Raw genomic sequence first — 21102 nt, 5'->3', positions numbered from 1 at the left:
TGTGCCCTCAATGGTTGCCTTGTCCAAGGTACACGCGCTTCACCAAATCATTGGCCCGGATATCATCCGGCGTACCTTCCGCGATCAGTTCACCGTGATGCAGGACTACGACACGCTCGCTGATCCCCATGACAAGCTTCATCTTGTGCTCGACAAGCACGACCGTCCGCTGTTCCACGAGTCGGCGGATAAGTCCCATCATCACCTTTGTTTCCTCCGGGCTCATTCCCGCGGTCGGCTCATCCATCAGTAGCAACTTCGGTTGAGCAGCAAGAGCGACGGCGATCTCGAGGCACCGTTGCTGCCCATGCGCGAGTTCCCTGGCGAAGCTCTTTGCGCGGCCAGAAAGTCCCACTGTCTCCAGCAGGACGCTGGCTTGCTCCGTCAGCCCCGACAAGGCTGAGCGTCGGCGCCACATACCGTAGCGCGAAACGTGCGCTTGCAAAGCAATCCGTACGTTTTCGAGCACGGTGAAGTTCGGAAAAAGGCTGGTGATCTGAAACGACTTGGCGATCCCGATATGCGCGAACTCGTGTTGCCGCATGCCGGTGATATCCCTGCCCATGAACAGAATCCGACCTTCACTAGGCGCGAACGCACCGGACAGCAGGTTGAAGTAGGTACTCTTTCCAGCGCCGTTAGGGCCGATGATAGACGTCAGCATTCCGGGGCGAATGCTCACGCTCACATCAGTGAGCGCCTTGAAGTCACCGAAGCGCTTGCTGACCCCTCTGGTTTCAATAATGGCGTCAGCGCTCATGGTGCACCTTCTCCAGAAACGTGCCCCAGACGCCCTTTGGGAAGAAGAGCACGAAGACCACGAAGACCGCCCCGACAATCAGCTGCCAGTGCTCAGTCCAGCCTGAAGCAAAATCCTGAATAAGCAGGAACAGCGCCGCGCCGACGAACGGACCGAAATAAGTGCCCATGCCTCCGAGCAGGCACAACATTACAACCATCCCGGACGTCGAGTAATGGAGTGTTTCAATGGGAACACTTCCGAGATGGATAGCGTTGAGCGCTCCGGCAAGGGCGCAGAAGGCGGCGGAAAGGACGAATGCCAACAGCTTCGTGCGTTCAATATCGAAACCACAGGCACGGGCGCGAGCTTCGTTCTCGCGGACGGCTTCGATAACGCCACCCAGAGGAGATGCGAGGATGCGAGAGAGCACCCAAAGAGAGACCGAGACGAGCGCGAAGATGAAGTAGTACTTCTGCAACGGATCGAGCAGGTCCAGACGGAATCCAAAGAGATCCAGCTCGGCAATGTTCACGCCTCGCAATCCGTTCTCCCCCCCGGAGCTTGGCATCTGATAAACCAGGAAGTAAACACATTGGGACAGCGCCAGCGTCACCATCGCAAAGTAGATGCCCCTGGTCCGAATGGCCAGGAGTCCCATCACGAGGGCTACCATGCAGCCAGCGACCATGGCCGCGGGAATCGCCGCCCACCATGCCAATTGGTACTGTGCGATAAGAATGCCCGCCGAATATGCACCGACCCCGAGGAATGCGGCATGGCCAAACGAAAGGAGACCGGTGTATCCGAACAGCAGGTTGAAGCCGACTGCAAACAGTCCATAGATCAGAACGTTGATGGCCAATGAGTGGTAGGGCACCAGCCATGGAAATGCCGCGAAGAAGACGACAGTCGCCAGGACGCGGTGCATCGCGACAACCCTGCACATCTGGCTTGCAAGTCCGGTAGCTTCATTCCTTAGGCGAATGGCGCCATGAACATGGAAGTTCTTCATGTCATCAATCCTGTTCGGCCGAAGAGTCCTTGCGGCCGGATGAGAAGCACTGCGGCCATGATCACGAACATGGACACCTTCGCTGCCTCAGGGAAGAAGAGTACGGCCATGCTCTCCACAACGCCGACAAGCAAGCCCGCCACGACGGCACCCATCAAGGACCCCATCCCGCCCACAACGGTAACAACGAAAGCTACAGTGAGAACGGACGTCCCCATTTCCGGCGATACGCCTTGCAACGGCGCCGACAGGACGCCAGCCAGCGCCGCAATGCCAGTACCCATCCCGAACACGATCAGCCAGACACGTGAGACGTCGATGCCAAGTACGCGAACAATGACCGGGTCACGGGCTCCTGCCCGGACAATCAGGCCGAATGGCGTCCGCTCGATCAGCAACCACAAGGCGAGCAGCAGAAGCGAAACGACGCCGATCACAAACAATCGGTAGGTAGGAAAATCGGCAAAGCCAAGATTAGTAGCCCCTTGCAGGACTTCCGGGGTGTCGAACGGCAGCCCGGCCTTTCCGAACCAGATACGTATGGCCTCGACCATGATGTATGACAAGCCGAAGGTGAGCAGAAGCGGGTAGTCGATACCGCGACCATACAAGGGGCGAATCAGCCATCGCTCGCATAGCATGCCAATGGCCGCAACGGTCAACGGAGCAACTACGAGCGCAGCCCAGAAGCTTCCTGTCTTTTCGACAGCCAGCAGCCCAACATAGGCGCCTATCATGTAGAAGGCGCCGTGCGCAAAATTGACAACTGTCAGCATCCCGAAGATAAGGGACAGGCCGACCGCCAGCAGCACGTAAATTGCACCTAGCGCCAGCCCTGTAAAGAGCTGCAGTGCCAGTAGATCTAATGAGATTTCCATCGCTTTCCCGCCTCTCGCCGTGCGCCCGCTACGACAGCCCTAAAACTTCCTCTGGCGACGCTGCAGGTGCAAGGCGCTAGCCACGATCAGTGACATCATGCTCCGTAGGGACGACCAGCGTTGTAACGGATCGCCCCATACCGACCTGCCGATAGCTCAGCCCTTGAAGCCGAGTTCGGTGCACGGACGCAACAGCTTCTCGCTGGCTGGTTCGACGTGCAAAACCTTGAACACGTCGTCGGGATTGGCCGCTTCCTTGGAGTTCGACTGGATCACAAGTACCGACTGAACGGATTGCTGGTCACAGGGTCTGTAGTACTGCTGCCCCTTGTAGGTGTCATATTTCAGGTTGCGCAGCGCCGTCGCGACCTTTTCCGTCTCGCTGCTACCGGCGGACTTGACCGCCAGGAGCAATGACTTGACGGCCGAGTATGCCATCGCGCCATAGTCAGACGGGTAGCGTCCCTCGTTCTTGGCCCGGAAAGCCGCATTGAAGGCTTTCGCGGATGACGTTGTCGCTTCCATCTCCCAGAAGTACTGCGTCCCGCCAATGACACCTTCATATGTGTTAGCCCCGCCTGCGACGCGAGAGGTGTAAGTCATCACGGGGGTGACGAACTTTATGGACTTCTTCATGCCGTAGTCCGAGGCCTGCTTGATGGAGATCTGGTTATCGCGGCCGAAGTTGTTGAATATCAGCACATCCGGCTTGAGTGCCATCAGCCGTGGCAGAAAGGTGGAGTAGTCCTGTTGCCCAAGCGGATGCCGCACTTCGCCAACCACCTCGGCGCCAAGGTCTTTGGCCACTCGCGTGAAGCCGCGCGTCATCTCGTGGCCATAGGCGTAGTCAGCGGTCAGGAAGGCAATACGCATCCCCTTCTTGAAGACATAGCGGCCCACGGCCTGCGTCGTCATGTGGGGATTCATTGCCTCATGAAACGTGTAAGGGCTCGCATCGGTCGCCTCATTAATGACGTCGGACTGACTGATCGAGATATAGATGACCTTGCGCTGCTTGGTAACGTTGTTGATGGATAGCTGCGTCGCGGCAGAAAGACCACCTACGATGAACTGCGCACCGTCCTTCTCGAGCAATTCCAGGGTCCGCGTGGCTGCCTCACCGGGATTGAGCTTGTCGTCACGCACCAGCAACTCGGCCTTGCGGCCGTTCAGACCGCCGGCATCATTGAATTCCTTGACGGCCAGCTCGGCATTTCGCACCTGGTCCTTTGCCTCCGCGCCGTAGGGACCGGTAAGCGGTACAGGAAGCCCAATCTTGATCGTCTGTGCTTGCGCACCCACGGCGAGCAAGCCAGCGAACACCCCAATACAGAAGCGACGAGCGGTGCGCTGCGCACCCATGACTGCATGTCCCATGAAGGTCTCCTGTTAGGCCGCAGCTATTCGATGCAGCCCGGTTCTTTGTTTAGCTATCGATAACTTTGATATACGTCAAATTGCTTGTCAAATGATAAATACGAAGGGAAAACCCGGAGAAGTACACCTGGTCTGAGGACGCCTTGGGCAAGGCTGCCGCTGTGATTGTGACCTCCCGTCTACCCTGCCAACGGATCGCTTTTCAGTTTGCGCAGCAGCAATCAGACTGACGAACTCGCCGGCTTCCACGCTTCGGCGTCTAAAGGTGCACCCCAGGTCATTTATCGGCCGAAAATAATCAGGAAGTTAGGGTATGTCCCACCCTAGAGGTTCTTGGCCTCCAACAGCTTCCGCCCTACTATTTATCCATCGATCACTGATCGGTTGATAATTTACAGGAGGCTTCGATGGCACTGGCCAAACTAGCACACTATTCGATACGCACCACGGACCTGGAGCGGTCCTGCGCGTTCTACGAACGCGTCCTGGGGTTCCGGCGCGGCTATCGACCACCCTTCGACTTTCCCGGCGCATGGCTCTATATGGGTGACGACGAGAGCGACTACGGGACGGTTCACATCATTGGCGTGGATCCGGACAACCCTTCCGGCCTGTCCGCCTATCTGGGCGACAAATCCCTGCCCGCGTCTGGCACCGGCACGCTGGACCACATCGCCTTCCTGGCCACGGGCGTCGAGCAGATGTGGGCGACCCTGCGTGCTGAAGGCATCTCCTGGCGTGATCGCACGGTACCAAGCCTCGGCCTGCATCAGGTTTTCCTCGAGGATCCTTCCGGCGTCACGATCGAACTCAACTACCCCGCTGCCGAAGTGGCAGGACTGGCACTGCCCGACAGTGCACAAGCAAAGACTGGAGCACTGGCATGAATACCGTATTGCACAACAAGCCGAAGGCGATTGTCGTAGGTGGATCGCTGGGCGGGCTGTTTGCGGCCAACATGCTCAGCCGCAATGGCTGGAATGTAGAGATCTTCGAGCGCACGCCCGAAGCGCTGACTGGGCGCGGCGCCGGCATCGTCACGCACCCGGAATTGTTCGACGCGCTGGCATCGGCGGGCGTGGTGGTCGATGAAAGCATTGGCGTGCACGTCAATACCCGAATCACGCTCTCCCGGGAGGGTGTGTCGCTTGCCGATCGGGACATGCCTCAGACGCTGACCGCCTGGGGCAAGATGTATGACGTGCTCGGCAAGGCTTTCACGGGCACCTATCGGACGGGCGCGTTCGTGACGTCCGTCGATACGTACCGGGACCACGCTACGGTGACGCTGCAGGACGGTTCGACCCACCGGGCCGATCTGGTTATCGCCGCCGACGGCTTCCGTTCCAGCGTGCGCGAACAGCTCTTGCCTTCGGCCGGCCTGGAATACGCCGGATACATTGCGTGGCGCGGCCTGGTCGACGAGTCACAGCTTTCGCCCGACACTCACGCGGCGATCTTTGACAAGTTCGCCTTCTGCCTGCCTCCGCGCGAGCAAATCCTCGGGTATCCGGTGGCGGGTGAAGCCAACAGCACCGAACCTGGGCAGCGTCGCTACAACTTCGTCTGGTATCGCGCGACGCGCGAGGACGACGAATTGCCCGATCTGCTGACTGACGCCAGCGGCAAGCGCTGGCCCAACGGCATCCCGCCGGGCCTGATTCGCCCCGACGTGATCGCCGACATGGAAGATGCGGCGACATCCTTGCTCGCCCCGCAGTTTGCCGAGGTCGTCACCAAGACAGCCCAACCACTGTTCCAGCCGATCTTCGATCTGACGGTGCCGCGCATGGCTTTCGGCAGGATTGCCTTGCTCGGTGACGCCGCTTTTGTCGCCCGCCCTCACTGCGGCATGGGCGTCACCAAGGCTGCGGGAGATGCGATGGCAATCGTGCGCGCCCTCAGCGAACATTCGACCGTCGAGACGGCCCTCGACGCGTACAGTACCGAGCGCGTCCAGTTCGGACATGCGATTGTCGAGCACGCGCGCCACCTCGGCGCCTACATGCAGGCCCAGCTCAAGAGCGATCAGGACCGCGAAATGGCCGAACGTTATCGCACACCGGAGGCGGTCATGCGCGAGACAGCAGTATCCCGTCAGTTCTGACGCAGATCCAGACAACAGGCATATGGAGACAATGTCATGACCCACACCGCCCCCTTTCCTTCGGCGCCAGGACTAGCCCGCATCGACGGCTCGGTGGACCCGCACCCGATGCTGAGGCAACCGCGCTTCGAGCGCTTGCACCGCGCGCGTCGCGCCTTCTCCTGGACGCTCACCGCTGTCATGCTGCTGGTCTACTTCGGTTTCATTCTCACGCTGGCCTTCCGCCCGGACTTGCTTGCCGTGCCGCTGACGCCGGGACAGCCGATGACGGTGGGCATTCCCATCGGCTTTGGCATGTTTGCCTTCACGTTCGCGATGGTGGCAGTCTACGTGTACCGCAGCAACACCGTCTACGACAAGATGATCGACGAGATCCGCCAGGGAGAGCCGTCATGAAACGCGTACTGACTGCAGCCGCTGCCCTCACGGCTGCCACTCCCGTGCTGGCAGCCACCCCGCCGGTTGGCCAGGGCCTGAACCTGATCGCCATTGCCATGTTCCTGGTGTTCGTAGCCGCGACGCTTGTCGTGACGCGGTGGGCGGCAAAGCGCAATAACAGCGTCGCCGACCACTACGCCGCGGGCGGCAAGATCACCGCCATGCAGAACGGCTGGGCCATTGCCGGCGACTATATGTCCGCCGCATCGCTCCTCGGCATTTCGGCGCTCGTCTTCACCAGCGGCTATGACGGCCTGATCTATTCGATCGGCTTCCTGGCAAGCTGGCCGATCATCCTGTTCCTGATCGCGGAGCCGTTGCGCAACCTGGGCCGCTATACGCTCGCCGATGTGCTCTCGTACCGGCTCAAGCAGCGACCCATCCGGGCGTTCTCGGCGTCGAGCTCGATCGTGATCGTCCTGCTCTATCTGGTGTCGCAGATGGTGGGCGCGGGCAAGCTGGTGGAGTTGCTGTTTGGTTTCAGCTACACCTCGGCCGTGGTGCTGGTCGGCGTGCTGATGGTCGTGTACGTGTTCTTTGGCGGCATGCTGGCCACCACCTGGATCCAGATCATCAAGGCCGTCCTGCTGCTTGCCGGTTGCGCCTTCATGGCCTTCATGGTGATGAGCCGCTTTGGCTTCAACCTGAACAGCCTGTTCGAGCATGCCGTCACCACGCATGGCAAGCATGACGCCATCATGCGTCCAGGCGGTCTGGTGTCCGACCCGGTGTCGGCCGTGTCGCTCGGCCTGGCGCTGATCTTCGGCACCGCAGGCCTGCCGCACATCCTGATGCGCTTCTTCACCGTCAGCAATGTCAAGGCCGCGCGCAAGAGCGTGCTCTATGCCACCGGCATCGTCGGCACTGGCTACGCCATGATCATCGTGATCGGCTTCGGCACGATCGCACTGGTCGCCGGCGATCCGCTGTACCACAATGGCACAGGTGCCGTGATCGGTGGCGTCAACATGGTGGCCGTGCACCTGGCCCATGCGGTCGGCGGCAACGTGTTCCTCGGCTTCATCTGCGCCGTGGCGTTCTCGACTATCCTTGCCGTCGTTGCCGGGCTCGCCCTGGCTGGCTCTTCCGCCATCTCGCATGACCTCTATGCAACGGTCATTCGCCAAGGCAAGGCATCTGAGAAGGATGAGATGCGGGTCTCGCGTACCACTACGCTGGTGCTGGGTGTGCTGTCGATCCTGCTCGGCATCCTGTTCGAGAAGCAGACCATCGCCTTCATCGTCAGCCTGACGTTCTCGATTGCCGCCAGCTCCAACTTCCCGGTGCTGCTGCTGTCGATCTACTGGCGGGGACTGACTACGCGTGGCGCCGTAATCGGCGGGACGCTGGGACTCGTCACGGCTGTGGTTCTCACGATCCTGAGCCCAACGGTCTGGGTGCAGGTACTGGGCCATGCCTCGGCAATCTACCCGTACGAGTATCCGGCACTGTTCTCCATGCTGGTCGCGTTCGCCGGCATCTACGCCTTCTCGGTGACGGACCGTTCGGCAAGAGGCGCGTGGGAGCGTGCGGCGTATCAGAATCAGCGCGTGGCTTGTGAATTGGGGATGGGGACCAAGGGGACGGCCGAGGCGTAAGGGCATGACTTCTACCCTCTCCCACCTGGGAGAGGGGCCCTTAACCGGAGCATCCGCGGCATGGTCGGGTTCCCACGGGCGCGATCCGCGGCAAAGTCGGGCCATACATCATGGAAACAAGCAAAGTAGCGGATTGGGATAGCGCCTCCGACAAAGTTGCCCGTCGGCTCCTGCCCGCGGAACGGCAACAGCAGATTGTCGAAAAGGCGATCGAACACTTTACCCGGAGCGGCTTCGGAGGCAGTACGCGCGATCTCGCCAGGCAGATCGGGATCACCCAGCCGCTGCTCTATCGGTACTTCGAGAACAAGGAGGCCCTCATCGAGCGCGTGTACAACGAGGTCTTCCAGTGGCGTCCCGAATGGGAACAGCAGATCGCCGACTGTTCGCTCCCACTGATCGAGCGGCTCTATGCCTTCTATATCGACTACTCGTCAGTGATCCTGCGCGAAGAATGGATCCGGCTGTTCATCTTTTCCGGCCTGACCCACGAGGGCATCAACGACAGGTACATGGACATGCTGCGCAGCAAGGTCTTCCTGCCGGTCCTGGCTGAGATACGCGAAGCGTTCGGCATTGCCGCGCCGCGCAATGCCGCGGAAAACGATGCCGCGATCGAGATGGTCTGGAGCCTGCACGCGGCAATCTTCTATCTGGGCGTGCGCAAGTGGGTGTATGGACTCAGTGTGCCGGACGACATGGAAGCGGTCATCCGACAAAAGGTCGACATATTCTTGTGCGGTGCCCCGGCTACCTTGCGCAAAATCCAAGGCGCCACGATTTAGCGCAACGCTGGAACTTCCCTGCCGCGGGCTGACTCGAGCATGTGGCCACCTCGGCGGTCACATGCAGCCTCGACGGCTTTGATACGGCGAGATCTGCATCGCGCCACGCAATGCAGCTTCAAAGGAGGATCGTGGACGTCTGCTTGATCCGCTGCATCGGGATTTCGCTCTTGACGTTCTGGACGGCCTTCAACCGGGCAAGATGGGTCATCTGAAACTGCCGGTACGCGTCCAGATCCTGGCTCACGACGCGCAAGAGAAAGTCGCAGTCGCCCGCCATCAGGTGACACTCCGTCACCTCGGGCATGTCCTTGATGGCTGCCACGAAGCTGTTGACCGTCTCCTCGTCCTGCCCCTTGAGCCAAACTCGCACGAAGACCGTCAGGCCCACGCCCACCTTCGCCGGGTTCACAACCGCAACGTAGCGCTCGATAACTCCCGCCTCCTCCAGCAATCTGACGCGCCGCAAACAGGGCGAAGGAGACAGCCCCACCCGCTTGGCCAGATCCACGTTCTGCAAACGTCCATCCTCCTGCAAGGCGTTCAGAATCCGGCGATCGATGTTGTCGAGCTTCATGTTCTCACGGCGGGCAGGATGGGCCTGCTTGAGTGTTCGTGTGGCACGCCATGCTAGCACATCGATTCGTTGCACTTAGTCGCCGTGAATGACTGGTCTCGCAGGCTAAGGCGCCCAACTGTCTTCCGCGTGCACAACCGCGGACAGTCATTGTCCTCTGCGCGTACATGCCAACGCCACAAAAGCGCCTCTGCACACGCCGCCTGAACGTAGAGAGGACGATCCCAGGCTGGCATGCATAGTGCTCAGCCAATCGCTCGACCCGACAGACGGTGCGGAAGCAATGCCTTCCGCTCCGATCCTCGGAGCGTCATGCATACAACCTGGAGACATACGCATGGAATACGTCCGCCTCGGCACGACCGGCCTGAAGGTTTCGCGAATCTGCCTCGGCATGCTGACATTCGGGAGCCCTGAGTGGCGTCCCTGGGTCATGGATGAAGACGCATCCCGGCCGCTGGTCAAACGCGCGGTCGACCTTGGCATCAATTTCTTCGACACCGGCGACACCTATTCGGGCGGCATGTCGGAGGTCCTGACCGGCAAGTTCCTCAAAGAGATGTTTCCGGGGAGCCGACGCGAAGAAGCCGTGGTCGCTACCAAGGTCTACGAGCCGGTCGATATTGCCTACGAGGGCGTCAAGATGGCCTCGTTCGTGCGCCGGCCGAACAGGGATGGCTTGAGCCGTAAACGCATTTTCCATGCGGTCGACGCTTCGTTGCAGCGCCTGGGTACCGACTACATAGACCTGTACCAGATCCACCGTTACGACACGCAGACGCCGATCGAGGAAACGATGGAGGCCTTGCATGATGTGGTCAAGGCCGGCAAGGTCCGCTATCTCGGCGCCAGCAGCATGTGGGCGTGGCAATTTGCGAAGGCCCAGCAGGTGGCGAAGGAAAATGGCTGGACCCGGTTCGTCAGCATGCAGAACCACTACAACCTCTTGTACCGGGAAGAAGAGCGCGAAATGAATCCCTTGTGCAAGGACTCCGGTGTAGCCCTGCTGCCGTGGAGCCCGCTCGCCCGCGGCTTCCTCGCGGGCAACCGCAAGCGTGAGGGGTTCGGAGACACCGAGCGCGCAAAGACCGATCATCTGGCCAAGAAATTCTATTTTCGGGAATCGGATTTCAATGTCGTCGACAACCTCACCCGGATGGCCGGCCAGAAGGGCATCAGCAACGCGGAACTGGCCTATGCCTGGCTACTGCACAAGGGCGTGACGGCTCCCGTCATCGGCATCAGCAAGGCGGCCCAACTGGACCAGGCGGTGGCCGCGCTGGAAGTGAGGCTCACACCCGAAGAAGTTCGGCACCTCGAGGAAGGATATGAACCGCATCCGGTGCTGGGACACGTTTAGGACCTGGCACTGACAGCCCGACGCCGCCGCGACCGGCCGGCCTGATGCCGGCCGTTCTTTCCAGCCTTTTTTGAGTGGCGCGCGCCGCGCGCCAGGACCGATGTCCTCGCGGCAAACATGTACGTGGACACAATTGTCATCCTGACAACGCTCCGACCCCAGAAGGCACGCCTGTTTGCCCTTCAGTTGCGTCGTCGCGGACATGGCATCGATGTTGCGAGGCTTCCCCGGCGGAGGGATTTCCGGTGAGCTTCTTCCGTCCTAACTATCCAACATCCACTCCAACAATGGAGGAGACATGACGACATCGCTTCAGTCCATTCCCGGGGCACTTAGTCCCGATGCGGTTGATGAGAGCATCGCAGAACAGCAGCGCATCGTATCGAAAGTCATCCGAAAGATCATGCCTCTGGCATTGATCGGGATCTTCGTGTCCTATGTCGACCGCACCAACCTCTCCGTTGCCGGCCCCGACATGCAAGCCGCGCTCGGCCTGACGCCGGCAATGTTCGGTCTGGCCTCGGGACTCTTCTTTATCGGTTATGTGCTGTTCGAGATCCCATCGAACATTGCTCTGCAACGTTACGGCGCCAAGCTTTGGATCGCCCGGATCATGGTCACGTGGGGCCTGATCTGCATGGGCACATCCCTGGTCACCGGTGCCACGTCGCTCTATATCTTCCGCCTGTTGCTTGGGGTCGGCGAAGCCGGCTTTTACCCCGGCATTCTCTTCTATCTCAGTCTGTTCGTGCCGATCCGCTATCTGACCAGGGCATTTGCGGTATTCCAGATCGGCATTCCCATTTCACTGGCGCTGGGCAGCGCCATGACCGCCGCCCTATTGACCATGGACGGGATCCTTGGCGTTTCCGGCTGGCAGTGGGTCCTGATCATCGAGGGCGCCCTGGCCGTGGTGGTGGGCATCATCACCTGTTTCGCCATGGCCAGCACCCCTGAGAAGGCGCGATGGCTGACGGCCCGCGAGAAGCAGACGCTCATCGCGGCGATCCGCAGCGACCGGAACAGCGGGGCCGATGACAGTCACGGCCTGAGCGCCATCGCCTCGGTCATGAAGACCCGCGCGGCGTGGTACTACTGCTTCCAGTACACGTCCATGCTCATCGGCTTCTACGCCGTCACCTACTGGCTGCCGCAGATCATCAAGCTGCGCTTCTCGGTCAGCGCGGTCCAGGCCGGACTGCTCTCGGCGGTGCCCTGGGTGTTCTGCGCCATGGCGCTCTTCACGCTGTCGCGCATTCCGCCGCGCGAAAAGAATCGCGCCGGCGTGCTCAGCGCCATCCTGATGCTGGCGGCGATCGGATTGACCATGTCCGCATTCGCGCAGAGCGCTATCCTGGCGTTCGCCGGGCTATGCATGGCTGCCTGCATGCAGGCAGCCGTGCCCCTGTTCTACAGCTTTCCGTCACAGCACTTTGCCGGCGCACGGGCGGCCGTTGCTCTGGCGCTCGTGAATTCCGTCGGCAATATCGGCGGCTTCTTCGGCCCATACATCCTCGGCGTGTTCCGCCAGACCTTCCACACCGACACCGTTGGCCTGGTGTTCCTGGCAGGAACGTTCGTGATCGCCGCGTGCATGGCATTGGGGCTGCCCCGGCAACTCAGGTCGGCCGAAGCGCAAGCCGGAGCACGCGCATGAGCGGGATCCTGGCTATCTGGAATGACTGCAATGCGTCGCGCGCAGCAGCCTACGAATCCTGGTATCAGGAGGAACACCTGCCGGAGCGGCTTGGCATCGCCGGCTTCCTGACGGGTCGCCGGTTCGAAGCCATCTGCGCTTCGCGGCAGTTCCTGACCACCTACGAGGTGGTCCATCCCGAGGTGCTGAGGTCGGCGGCATATCGCGAACGGCTCGCCCACCCCACCGCGCGCACCATCTCCATGATGCAGGACGGCTTCACCAACATGTCCCGCACGGTCTGCGAGCGGCGCGATCTCCGCGGGGCGAGTCGCGGCAGCGTGGTGCTGACCGTTGCGCTGAATGCAGCCGATGCCTACCCGCGGCTGCGCGACGCCGTTGGCATGCTGGAGGTCGACGCGGCGCACACGCATTCCGAGATGTGGATCTCGGCGGAGCCCGACACGAAGGAGATCTCCGCAGAAGAAGCACTGCGCGGCGGTGACGTGAAGATCAACGCCTGCCTGGTGTTGGAATACCTGCGGCCCGAAGTGGCAAATCGCGTGGCGAACACGCTGCGCCGGCAGTTCCCGGACGCCTACGTCGGCACCTATCGTCTGCTGTGCTCACTGAACCAGGAGGACTTGTAATGCGAATTCTGCTGATCCAGGGTGCCAACATGGAGTATCTGGGTTTTCGCCAGCCGGAAATCTATGGCACCACCACCGCCGCCGAACTGGACGACATCCTGCGCGCGGACGCCGTGGGGCTCGGCATGCAACTCGACATCCTCTACACCAACGTCGAAGGTGAAGCCATCAGCGCCATTTATCGCGCCACACGCGAGCAAGTAGACGGTCTTGTCATGAATCCCGCGGGCTTTCTCTATGCGGGTCATGCCTTGCGCGATTGCCTGAAAGCGGTGCCGCTGCCCTACATCGAAGTGCATATGAGCAATATCGACGCCCGCGGCATGCATTCTGTTACCGCTTCCGAGAGCGCAGGCATGGTGACAGGGCTTGGTGTCGACTCCTACCGGCTTGCGCTGGTTGCCATCCAGAAGGTCATTCACAAGAGGAACAAACATGCCTGAAGCGAAACCAAGAACGGCGCTGGTTACCGGGGCGGCCGTTGGCATTGGCCTTGCCATTGCCGAACGCTTCGAACGGGACGGCTGGACCGTATACCGATTTGACCGCATGCCGCAGGATCGCGAGCGCGCCGTAAGCGGTGATGTCCGCTCCGAAGCGGACTGGCAAAGGCTGGCAGATCGTATCGGTACCGAAGTCGGGCAACTCGACGTGCTGGTGAACAATGCCGGCATCCTGCGCGAGGCGCCATTGGAGGACACCAGCCTGGCGGACTGGAACGAAGTCATCGGCGTCAACCTGACCGGCGCCTTCCTTGGCTGCCGGACCATGCTGACGCTGCTGAAGCGCAGCGACTCGCCGTGCATCCTCAATGTGGCCTCCATCGACGCGCTGCGCGGCAGCCTGCGTCACAGCGCTTACGCCGCCAGCAAGGGCGGCGTGGATTCCCTGACCCGCGCCCTGGCACTGGAACTGGCCAACGACGGCATTCGCGTCAACGCGATCTGCCCCGGCACCGTCGATACCCCGATGTTCCGCAACATTCATGGCAACACCGCGGATCGGGCCCAGGAGCGGCTGGCGTTGCATCCCCTGAAGCGAATCTCGACCGCGGAAGACCAGGCAGCGGCGGCGGCCTTCCTGTGCAGCGCGGAAGCCGCCTTCATCACCGGAGCGTCCCTGAGCGTCGACGGCGGCCGGGCCATTCGATAACCAGCAAAAGACACCATGACACAACCAAGGAAGACCGCACTGATTGCCGGCGCCACCGGCGTGGTAGGACGGAACCTGCTGCGGCTGCTTGCCGCCGACCCGGAATGGGATGTGATCGCCGTTTCGCGTCGCGAGCCAGATATCACCGGCGAGTACCGCCACATCCCGGCCGACCTGCTTGACGCCGGCGATACGAAGGCCAAGCTCGGCGGGCTGCGGGAGGTCACCCATATCTTCTTCTCTGCCTACATCGAGAAGGCCGGCTGGGCCGAAATGGTGGCGCCGAACATGGCATTGCTCGCGAACCTGATGGATGCCATCGAGCCGGTGGCGGACCGGCTCCAGCACGTCAACCTGATGCACGGCACCAAGTGGTATGGCAATCATCTCGGACCGTTCAAGACGCCCGCAAAGGAAACCGACCCGGGTCACATGCCGCCCAACTTCTACTATGACCAGCAGGCATTCATCGCCCAGCGCCAGAAAGGCAAGGCGTGGACGTGGTCTGCCGCGCGCCCCCACGGCATCTGCGGCTTTGCCATCGGCAACCCGATGAATCTCGTCATGGTCCTCGCCGTGTACGCCACTATCTCCAAGGCACTGGGGCTGCCGTTGCGCCATCCGGGCTCCGAGGCCAACGCGCGCGCGCTGTACAACGTGACCGACAGCGGCTTGCTGGCACGCGCCTGCAAGTGGATGGCAACCGATCCGGCCGCTGCCAACGAGCCGTTCAACATCACCAACGGCGACATTTTCCGGTGGCAGGACTTGTGGCCCGCCATCGCGCGCTACTTCGACATGGAAACCGCTGCGGCCCAGAAGATCGATCTGGTCCACATGATGGCCGACAAGGGACCGCTCTGGGAGCGACTGGTCAGGGAGCACGACCTGCGGCCGATCCCGTACGAGCAACTGGTGGGCTGGAAGTACGGAAACTTCGTCTTCACCCCGGAGTTCGACGTCATTTCGTCCACCACCAAGGCTCGCCAGCATGGCTTCAGCGAAGCCGTGGATTCGGAGCAAATGTTCCTGCGCCAGTTCGACGAACTGCGCGCAAACCGGATCATTCCGTAGGCGGGCACTAGCGACGCTTGCACCGCCGGCCCGCGCAACCGCCTAGCGCGGCGCCGGCACCTCGCTCTTTTCTTCCTCCATCATGCTCAGGCGCTTGTAGAGGTACGAACGCGAGATCCCAAGTTCTTCGGCGACGCGCTTCTTGTTACCACCGGTACGGCGCATGGCTTCCAAAATCAACGCCGATTCCAGCCGTTCCTTCGCTTCACGGATATCGGGCTGCCGCGACTTTTCCGCGGCGCCCGCCGGGGCTCCGCTCTGGCGCCACGCCAGCGTCTGCTCAGCGCCTTCCATACTGCCGAACTCTGCGACCGACAAGACCGGTCCGTCGCAGAAGATTGCCGCGCGCTCGATCGCATGTTGCAGTTGCCGGATATTTCCCGGCCAGGCGCGCGACTGGAGGAAGCGGATCGCGGATTCGGCAATCGACTTCTTCGGCGCGCCGTGCCGGATCGCAAACGCCTCCAGGAAGGTATCGGCCAGCTCCGGAATGTCCTCCAGACGGTCGCGCAATGCCGGCAGCCGCAGCGTCACCGCGCTGATCCGATAGAACAGGTCCAGCCGGAAGCTCGAGTTGGCGATCATCGCCTTGAAGTCCCGATTGCTGGCCGATATCAGGCGGAAATCCGAATGCCGGGCGCGATCGCCCCCGACACGCTCGAACTGGCCATCCTGCAGCACGCGAAGCAGCTTGACCTGCATGTCGATCGGCATGTCGCCGATTTCATCGAGAAACAGCGTGCCGGTATCGGCGGCCTCGAACTTGCCCTTGCGGCCTTTTCGGTCCGCGCCGGTGAAAGCGCCGGGCTCATAGCCAAACAGTTCGCTCTCGACCAGGTTGGGCGGCATCGCCGCCGAGTTCACCAGCACTAACGGCTTGTCGCTGCGCGGGCTTAGCATATGGATCGCGTGCGCCACCATCTCCTTGCCGGTCCCGCTCTCGCCCGCCAGCAATACCGGCACATCCAATGGCGCCACGCGCAGGATGTCCTCCTTCAGCCGTCGCACGGCATCGCTGCTGCCCACGATCTGATCCAGGCCGTAGCTCCGGTTGCGGATCCCGGACAACTCCCGGCGATAGAAATCGAGTTCCTGCTTGACCTTGGCAAGCTCCACGGTGAGTTCGCGCATGGCCTCGGGCCCCTTGAACATCACCTGCCCGATGGCTGCCACGACGCGCTTGTTGCGATCGAAGATCGGCAGCCGCGACACCACGCGCGTCACGCCGTTCATCTCCTGCAACTGGGCCACCTGCCCCTTGCCGGTCGCTACCACCTCCTGCAGCTTCGTGTTCTCGATCACCGATGTCACATCCCGCCCGATCGCCTCGCCATGCTTGAGGCCGAAAAAGCGCTCATGGACCGGGCTCATGTAAGTGATGCGCGCCGACGTATCCACCACGACCATCGCCTTGTAGGGATCGGTAATGAAATGCCTGAGGATGTCCGGCGCCGCATCCACGCTTGCCAGGAACTCGCTCAGCTCATCGCCTTCCTGCACGGCAAAGATCAGGAAGCACACTGAATCGCGCGTCGGGATCGCCGCGACCGTCAGTGGGCGCTCCAGGTCGGCCATGGCCGACATCCGCCTGAGCGGCACGCGGTCGCGGTTCTGCCAGAGCCGGCCCAGCGACTTGGCGACCAGCGAATCCCTGCCGAGTCCGCTGGCGAATGTTGTGTTGCCCTCGGCATCGAGTACGAGGACGCCCTCTGATTCTCGTTTCATGTCTCCACCACGGTTCGTCTGTTTTACGGAACGCTGTGTATTCGGCGACTACACAATTGCCTTCTCGATGGCAGGCAAGGACACTGCAAAGACAGTCTCATTCTAAGCAGTTTCCCCCCGGTTCGTCGGCCTTCCGATCCGCCCGCAAGGCCGCTAACGCAGGCAGTGCCTAAGCCCCCAGGCAATCACTCGCGTAGCCGCAAATTTCGCGCCATGTGTTGGCACACGCTTTGCAGTATGTCGGTCACTTGCGTAGATCCGACCTGAAATGGACACACTGAAGACACTCCCGTTCCAGACACCCGGCGCAGGCCTTTCCTGCCTGCGGGGTATTCGCATGCTCGACTTCACCACCTCGGTGGCTGGCCCTTATGGCACGCTCCTGCTCGCCGACCTGGGGGCCGAGGTCGTCAAGGTGGAAAAGCGCCATGGCGGCGACGATACACGCAGCTGGGGGCCGCCGTTCCTGGACGGTGAGTCCCTGTGGTTCCTGAGCATGAACCGCAACAAGCAGAGCATGACCATCGACCTCACACGCCCGGAGGGCCAGCGGGTGGCGCATGAACTGGTGCGCCATGCCGACGTCGTCGTCCTCAACACCGCCCAGCGTGTGCAGGAAAAGCTCGGCCTCGATTACACGACGCTCAAGGCCATCAACGGCAGGCTGATCCATGTGTCCGTGACCGGGTTCGGGCTCGAGGGCGAACGCGCCGACCTGCCATGCTACGACCTCATCGCAGAGGGCTACTCAGGAGTCATGCACCTGACCGGCGAGGCGGATCGCCCGCCCCAGAAGGTCGGCACCCCTGCCGCCGATCTGCTGTCCGGCCAGGACATTGCCATGGCCACGCTGGCCGCGCTGTTCGAACGGGAACGCACGGGGGCCGGAAAGCAGATCGATGTGTCGATGGTGGCGACGATGGCGCGGTTCATGGCGCCGCGGATCGTGCCCTATCTGGGTTCCGGCGAGGCGCCGAACCGCTCGGGCGGGACTGATTCCGTGATCGCGATCTATCAGGTCTTCGATACCGCGGATTCCCCCATCACGCTGGGACTCGGCAACGACGCCATCTGGCAGCGCTTCTGGACGGCGGTCGGGCGTCCGGACTACGCGCGGCAACCGGGATTCGAGACCAACGCCCGCCGGCGCGAGGCGCGCCAGGCGATCGTGCAGGCCATTGCCGAACTCCTTGCGACGCAACCACGCCAGCACTGGCTTGCGCTGTTTGCGCAACACCGCATCCCGTCCGGCCCCATCAACAGCATTGACCAACTGGCCGACGACATCCCGCTGCGCGAGAGCGGCATGTTCTTCGCCACCCAGGGCATTACCGGCCTGGTGCCGCAGGTTGGCCTGGGCATCCGCTTCGACGGCGCCAGTGCCGTGCTCCGCAACCCGCCGCCGGCGCTGGGCGAGCACACCGAACGCATTCTCAGGGAAGAACTTTCCATGTCCGCGACATGCATCGCGGGCCTCATCGACTCAGAAATCGTCTAAACAGGAGACACGATGTCCTATACCGAAATTCTCTACAAGGAAGACGGCCCCATCGGCACGATCACGCTGAACCGTCCCCACGACGGCAACATGTTCACCGAGACCATGTGCCACGAGATCCGTGACTGCATCAACGCGATCCGCCGCGAAACCCGCACCCGCGTCATCGTGATCACCGGCGCGGGCGACAAGTTCTTCTGCACTGGCGGGCGCAAGGACGGCATGCAGGACACCACGCTCTACGCGGGCGTGCTGCCGACGCTGGAGATGTACGAAAGCATCGACCGCCTGCAGAAGCCGGTCATCGCCTCGGTGAACGGCTTTGCCGTCGGCGGCGGCAACGTGCTGCAGGTGGTCTGCGACCTGACCATTGCCAAGGAGTCGGCCATCTTTCGCCAGGTCGGTCCGATGGTCGGCAGCTTCGATGCGGGCTATGGCACCTGGTATCTGGAAGACCTGGTGGGAAAGAAGCGCGCCAAGGACATCTGGTATCGCAATCCCAAGATGACGGCACGCGAAGCCATGGAAATCGGGCTGATCAATCGCGTCGTCCCGGATGAGCAACTGGCCGAAGCCACGCGCGAATATGCGCTGGAGGTGGCCGAGCGCGGCGCGTTTGCGCTCGCCTCGCTGAAGAGCGCGTTCAACGCGCGTCATGGCGGTGTCAGCGGGCTGTCCCGCATGGCGCATGACCTGCTGCTGCGCGGTTATCTCGACACCAGCGAACACGACGAACTGGCGGCGGCGTTTGCCGAACGCCGCAAGCCGGATGCTTCCAAATTTGGCCATTGATGCCCGGGTGAAGATCATGCAAAACATCCTGACGCTGCACAATCCGCAGAATGCACGGGACTACTACCTGTCGGGGATCTGGCAGCAGGAGACCCTTTACACGCTCGCCCGTCGCCATTCGCGGGAACGCCCCACGTCGGCCGCCCTGCGCGACGCGGATGTCCGGTTGACCTGGCGCGAAGTGGTCGACTGGGTCGATAGCGTAGCCGAGGCGCTGCACAGGCAGGGCCTGAAACCTGGTGACCGGGTCGGCATCTGGCTGCCCAACGTGGTACAGGCAACCATCGTGTTCCTGGCCTGCTCGCGCAATGGCTACGTCTGTTGCCCGTCACTGCACCAGAACTACACCGTCGACGAGATCTGCACGCTGCTGAACCGCATCCAGTGCCGGGCCCTGTTCGCAATGCCCGGCTACGGCGCCGATTCGGACCACAACTCGATCTTCGGCCGCGCCGCCGACATTCCGACGCTCGCCGCCATGTTTGCCATGCCCGGCCAGGCCAATGGCGACTTCACCCTGCCCGCCGACGCCCATCCATTCCCGGATCAGCTGCCGCCCTCCGCACTGTCGACGCCGGACCTGAACCCGGACAAGATCGTGTATCTGGCCTTCACGTCTGGCACCACAGGCCTCCCCAAGGGTGTGATGCACAGCGACAACACGCTGCTGGCCAACGGACGCGCACTGGTCAACGACTGGGGTCACTCGGCCGATACCACGGTTCTGACGCTGAGCCCGATGAGCCACCACATTGCCACCGTGGCCCTGGAACAAGTGCTGGTGGCAGGCGCGGAGCTGGTCATGACCAACCTGCGTGCCGGCAAGCATGCTCTCGATTGGATCCTGGAAACCGGCGCCACGTATGTGATGGGGGTGCCGACCCACGCCATGGACATTCTGCAGGCCGTGCGCGACCGCAAGCTGACGTCCCTCGGCGAAGTCCGCACCTTCTACATGGCGGGCGCGGCAATCCCGCGTGATGTGGCGCAGAAGTTCCTGACGCTCGGCGTGACGCCGCAGAACGTCTACGGCATGACCGAGAACGGTTCGCACAACTACACCATCCCGTCCGATACCGCGGACACCATTGTGTCGACATGCGGGCGCGCGTGCCGCGGATATGAGGTCCGCCTGTGGAAGCAGGACAACTGGGACGTCGAGGCCGAAGTGGGCGAGATCGGTGAGATCGGCGGGCGCGGCGGCTTGCTGATGCTGGGCTACTTCAGCAACCAGGTCGCCACGGAAACGTCGTTCAACATCCATGGCTGGTTCATGAGCGGCGACCTCGGGATCATCGACGAGAACGGCTGCATCGTGATCGTCGGGCGCAAGAAGGACCTGATCATCCGCGGCGGCCACAATATCCACCCCGCCCGTATCGAGGAACTGGCCATGCGGCATCCCCTGGTGGAGCGCGCAGCGGCCTATCCCGTGCAGGACGAACGACTCGGCGAGAAGGTCTGCCTGTCGGTTGTGCTCCGCGCGGGTCAAACGCTGGAACCGGCTGACATGCTCGCCCACCTGGCGAGCTGCGGCCTGTCGAAGTACGACATGCCGGAGTACTTCCTGGGCCTGGACCAGTTCCCGCTGACACCCAGCGGCAAGATCCTGAAACGCGATCTGGTCGAGATGACCATGCGTGGCGAACTCAAGCCGCAGGCGGTGCGCTACAAGGCCAGCGCTACAGCAGGAGCATGACC

The 21102-nt window shown here is 61.9% G+C and carries 20 protein-coding genes; 14 read left to right on the top strand and 6 right to left on the bottom strand.

What is annotated here, in order from left to right:
- Positions 1–7 precede the first annotated feature (7 nt).
- The 4 genes from AC3WRR_RS04465 to AC3WRR_RS04450 form a co-directional block, all read right to left on the bottom strand.
- Positions 8–760, bottom strand: coding sequence for an ABC transporter ATP-binding protein (locus AC3WRR_RS04465; protein WP_058697556.1), 753 nt, complete (start codon positions 758–760; stop codon positions 8–10).
- Entirely contained in the window at positions 750–1754 is a 1005-nt protein-coding gene (locus AC3WRR_RS04460; RefSeq protein WP_058697555.1) for a branched-chain amino acid ABC transporter permease, read from the bottom strand. Before AC3WRR_RS04460 ends, AC3WRR_RS04465 begins: the two co-directional genes overlap by 11 nt.
- Entirely contained in the window at positions 1751–2632 is an 882-nt protein-coding gene (locus AC3WRR_RS04455; RefSeq protein ID WP_058697554.1) for a branched-chain amino acid ABC transporter permease, read from the bottom strand. The genes AC3WRR_RS04460 and AC3WRR_RS04455 overlap by 4 nt, the downstream gene beginning before the upstream one ends.
- A gap of 156 nt (positions 2633–2788) precedes the next feature.
- Positions 2789–4009: an ABC transporter substrate-binding protein gene (locus AC3WRR_RS04450; protein WP_233528042.1), complete on the bottom strand. Its 1221-nt coding sequence runs from the start codon at positions 4007–4009 to the stop codon at positions 2789–2791.
- A 407-nt stretch (positions 4010–4416) separates the two neighbouring features.
- Here AC3WRR_RS04450 and AC3WRR_RS04445 point away from each other — a divergent pair, with 407 nt between their 5' ends.
- The 5 genes from AC3WRR_RS04445 (at position 4417) to AC3WRR_RS04425 (ending at position 8937) form a co-directional block, all read left to right on the top strand.
- Positions 4417–4896 carry a VOC family protein gene (locus AC3WRR_RS04445; RefSeq protein ID WP_058697552.1) on the top strand — a complete coding sequence of 160 codons (480 nt, stop codon included), beginning with the start codon at positions 4417–4419 and terminating at the stop codon, positions 4894–4896.
- Entirely contained in the window at positions 4893–6116 is a 1224-nt protein-coding gene (locus tag AC3WRR_RS04440) for an FAD binding domain-containing protein (RefSeq protein WP_058697551.1), read from the top strand. Before AC3WRR_RS04445 ends, AC3WRR_RS04440 begins: the two co-directional genes overlap by 4 nt.
- Before the next feature lie 36 nt (positions 6117–6152).
- Positions 6153–6512 carry a DUF485 domain-containing protein gene (locus tag AC3WRR_RS04435; protein WP_058697550.1) on the top strand — a complete coding sequence of 120 codons (360 nt, stop codon included), beginning with the start codon at positions 6153–6155 and terminating at the stop codon, positions 6510–6512.
- The gene (locus AC3WRR_RS04430; protein ID WP_058697549.1) at positions 6509–8152 is read left to right on the top strand and encodes a cation acetate symporter; all 1644 of its coding nucleotides are present in this window, start codon (positions 6509–6511) and stop codon (positions 8150–8152) included. Before AC3WRR_RS04435 ends, AC3WRR_RS04430 begins: the two co-directional genes overlap by 4 nt.
- Positions 8153–8262: 110 nt before the next feature.
- Entirely contained in the window at positions 8263–8937 is a 675-nt protein-coding gene (locus AC3WRR_RS04425; RefSeq protein WP_081050226.1) for a TetR/AcrR family transcriptional regulator, read from the top strand.
- 118 nt (positions 8938–9055) lie between these two features.
- Here AC3WRR_RS04425 and AC3WRR_RS04420 read toward each other — a convergent pair whose 3' ends face one another.
- A complete protein-coding gene (locus AC3WRR_RS04420) occupies positions 9056–9514 on the bottom strand; it encodes an Lrp/AsnC family transcriptional regulator (RefSeq protein WP_058697548.1) in 459 nt (152 codons plus the stop codon).
- Positions 9515–9851: 337 nt separating this feature from the next.
- Between AC3WRR_RS04420 and AC3WRR_RS04415 the strand changes: the two genes are divergently transcribed.
- The 6 genes from AC3WRR_RS04415 (at position 9852) to AC3WRR_RS04390 (ending at position 15386) form a co-directional block, all read left to right on the top strand.
- Positions 9852–10874: an aldo/keto reductase gene (locus AC3WRR_RS04415; RefSeq protein WP_058697547.1), complete on the top strand. Its 1023-nt coding sequence runs from the start codon at positions 9852–9854 to the stop codon at positions 10872–10874.
- A 298-nt stretch (positions 10875–11172) separates the two neighbouring features.
- The gene (locus AC3WRR_RS04410; protein WP_081050225.1) at positions 11173–12531 is read left to right on the top strand and encodes an MFS transporter; all 1359 of its coding nucleotides are present in this window, start codon (positions 11173–11175) and stop codon (positions 12529–12531) included.
- Positions 12528–13160 (top strand): DUF4286 family protein, encoded by a 633-nt coding sequence (locus AC3WRR_RS04405; RefSeq protein ID WP_058697545.1) that lies wholly within the window; start codon positions 12528–12530, stop codon positions 13158–13160. The genes AC3WRR_RS04410 and AC3WRR_RS04405 overlap by 4 nt, the downstream gene beginning before the upstream one ends.
- On the top strand, positions 13160–13603 hold the full coding sequence (locus AC3WRR_RS04400) for a type II 3-dehydroquinate dehydratase (RefSeq protein WP_058697544.1): 444 nt from the start codon (positions 13160–13162) through the stop codon (positions 13601–13603). Before AC3WRR_RS04405 ends, AC3WRR_RS04400 begins: the two co-directional genes overlap by 1 nt.
- On the top strand, positions 13596–14312 hold the full coding sequence (locus AC3WRR_RS04395) for an SDR family NAD(P)-dependent oxidoreductase (protein WP_058697543.1): 717 nt from the start codon (positions 13596–13598) through the stop codon (positions 14310–14312). The genes AC3WRR_RS04400 and AC3WRR_RS04395 overlap by 8 nt, the downstream gene beginning before the upstream one ends.
- 15 nt (positions 14313–14327) lie before the next feature.
- Positions 14328–15386, top strand: coding sequence for an SDR family oxidoreductase (locus AC3WRR_RS04390; protein ID WP_058697542.1), 1059 nt, complete (start codon positions 14328–14330; stop codon positions 15384–15386).
- A 42-nt stretch (positions 15387–15428) separates the two neighbouring features.
- Here AC3WRR_RS04390 and AC3WRR_RS04385 read toward each other — a convergent pair whose 3' ends face one another.
- Positions 15429–17111, bottom strand: coding sequence for a sigma-54 interaction domain-containing protein (locus AC3WRR_RS04385; protein ID WP_058697541.1), 1683 nt, complete (start codon positions 17109–17111; stop codon positions 15429–15431).
- 268 nt (positions 17112–17379) lie between these two features.
- Here AC3WRR_RS04385 and AC3WRR_RS04380 point away from each other — a divergent pair, with 268 nt between their 5' ends.
- The 3 genes from AC3WRR_RS04380 to AC3WRR_RS04370 are packed head-to-tail and all read left to right on the top strand — an operon-like array spanning position 17380 to position 21100.
- On the top strand, positions 17380–18609 hold the full coding sequence (locus AC3WRR_RS04380) for a CaiB/BaiF CoA transferase family protein (RefSeq protein ID WP_492296312.1): 1230 nt from the start codon (positions 17380–17382) through the stop codon (positions 18607–18609).
- Between the two features lie 12 nt (positions 18610–18621).
- Positions 18622–19401, top strand: a complete 780-nt coding sequence (locus AC3WRR_RS04375) for an enoyl-CoA hydratase-related protein (protein WP_058697539.1) — start codon at positions 18622–18624, stop codon at positions 19399–19401.
- A gap of 16 nt (positions 19402–19417) precedes the next feature.
- Positions 19418–21100, top strand: coding sequence for a class I adenylate-forming enzyme family protein (locus tag AC3WRR_RS04370; protein ID WP_058697671.1), 1683 nt, complete (start codon positions 19418–19420; stop codon positions 21098–21100).
- Positions 21101–21102: the final 2 nt, after the last annotated feature.

The organism is Cupriavidus sp. FW305-3-2-15-C-LB2 (assembly GCF_058787575.1).
The sequence above is the reverse complement of the archived record's forward strand: the minus strand, read 5'-3'. Positions and strand labels throughout refer to the sequence as shown.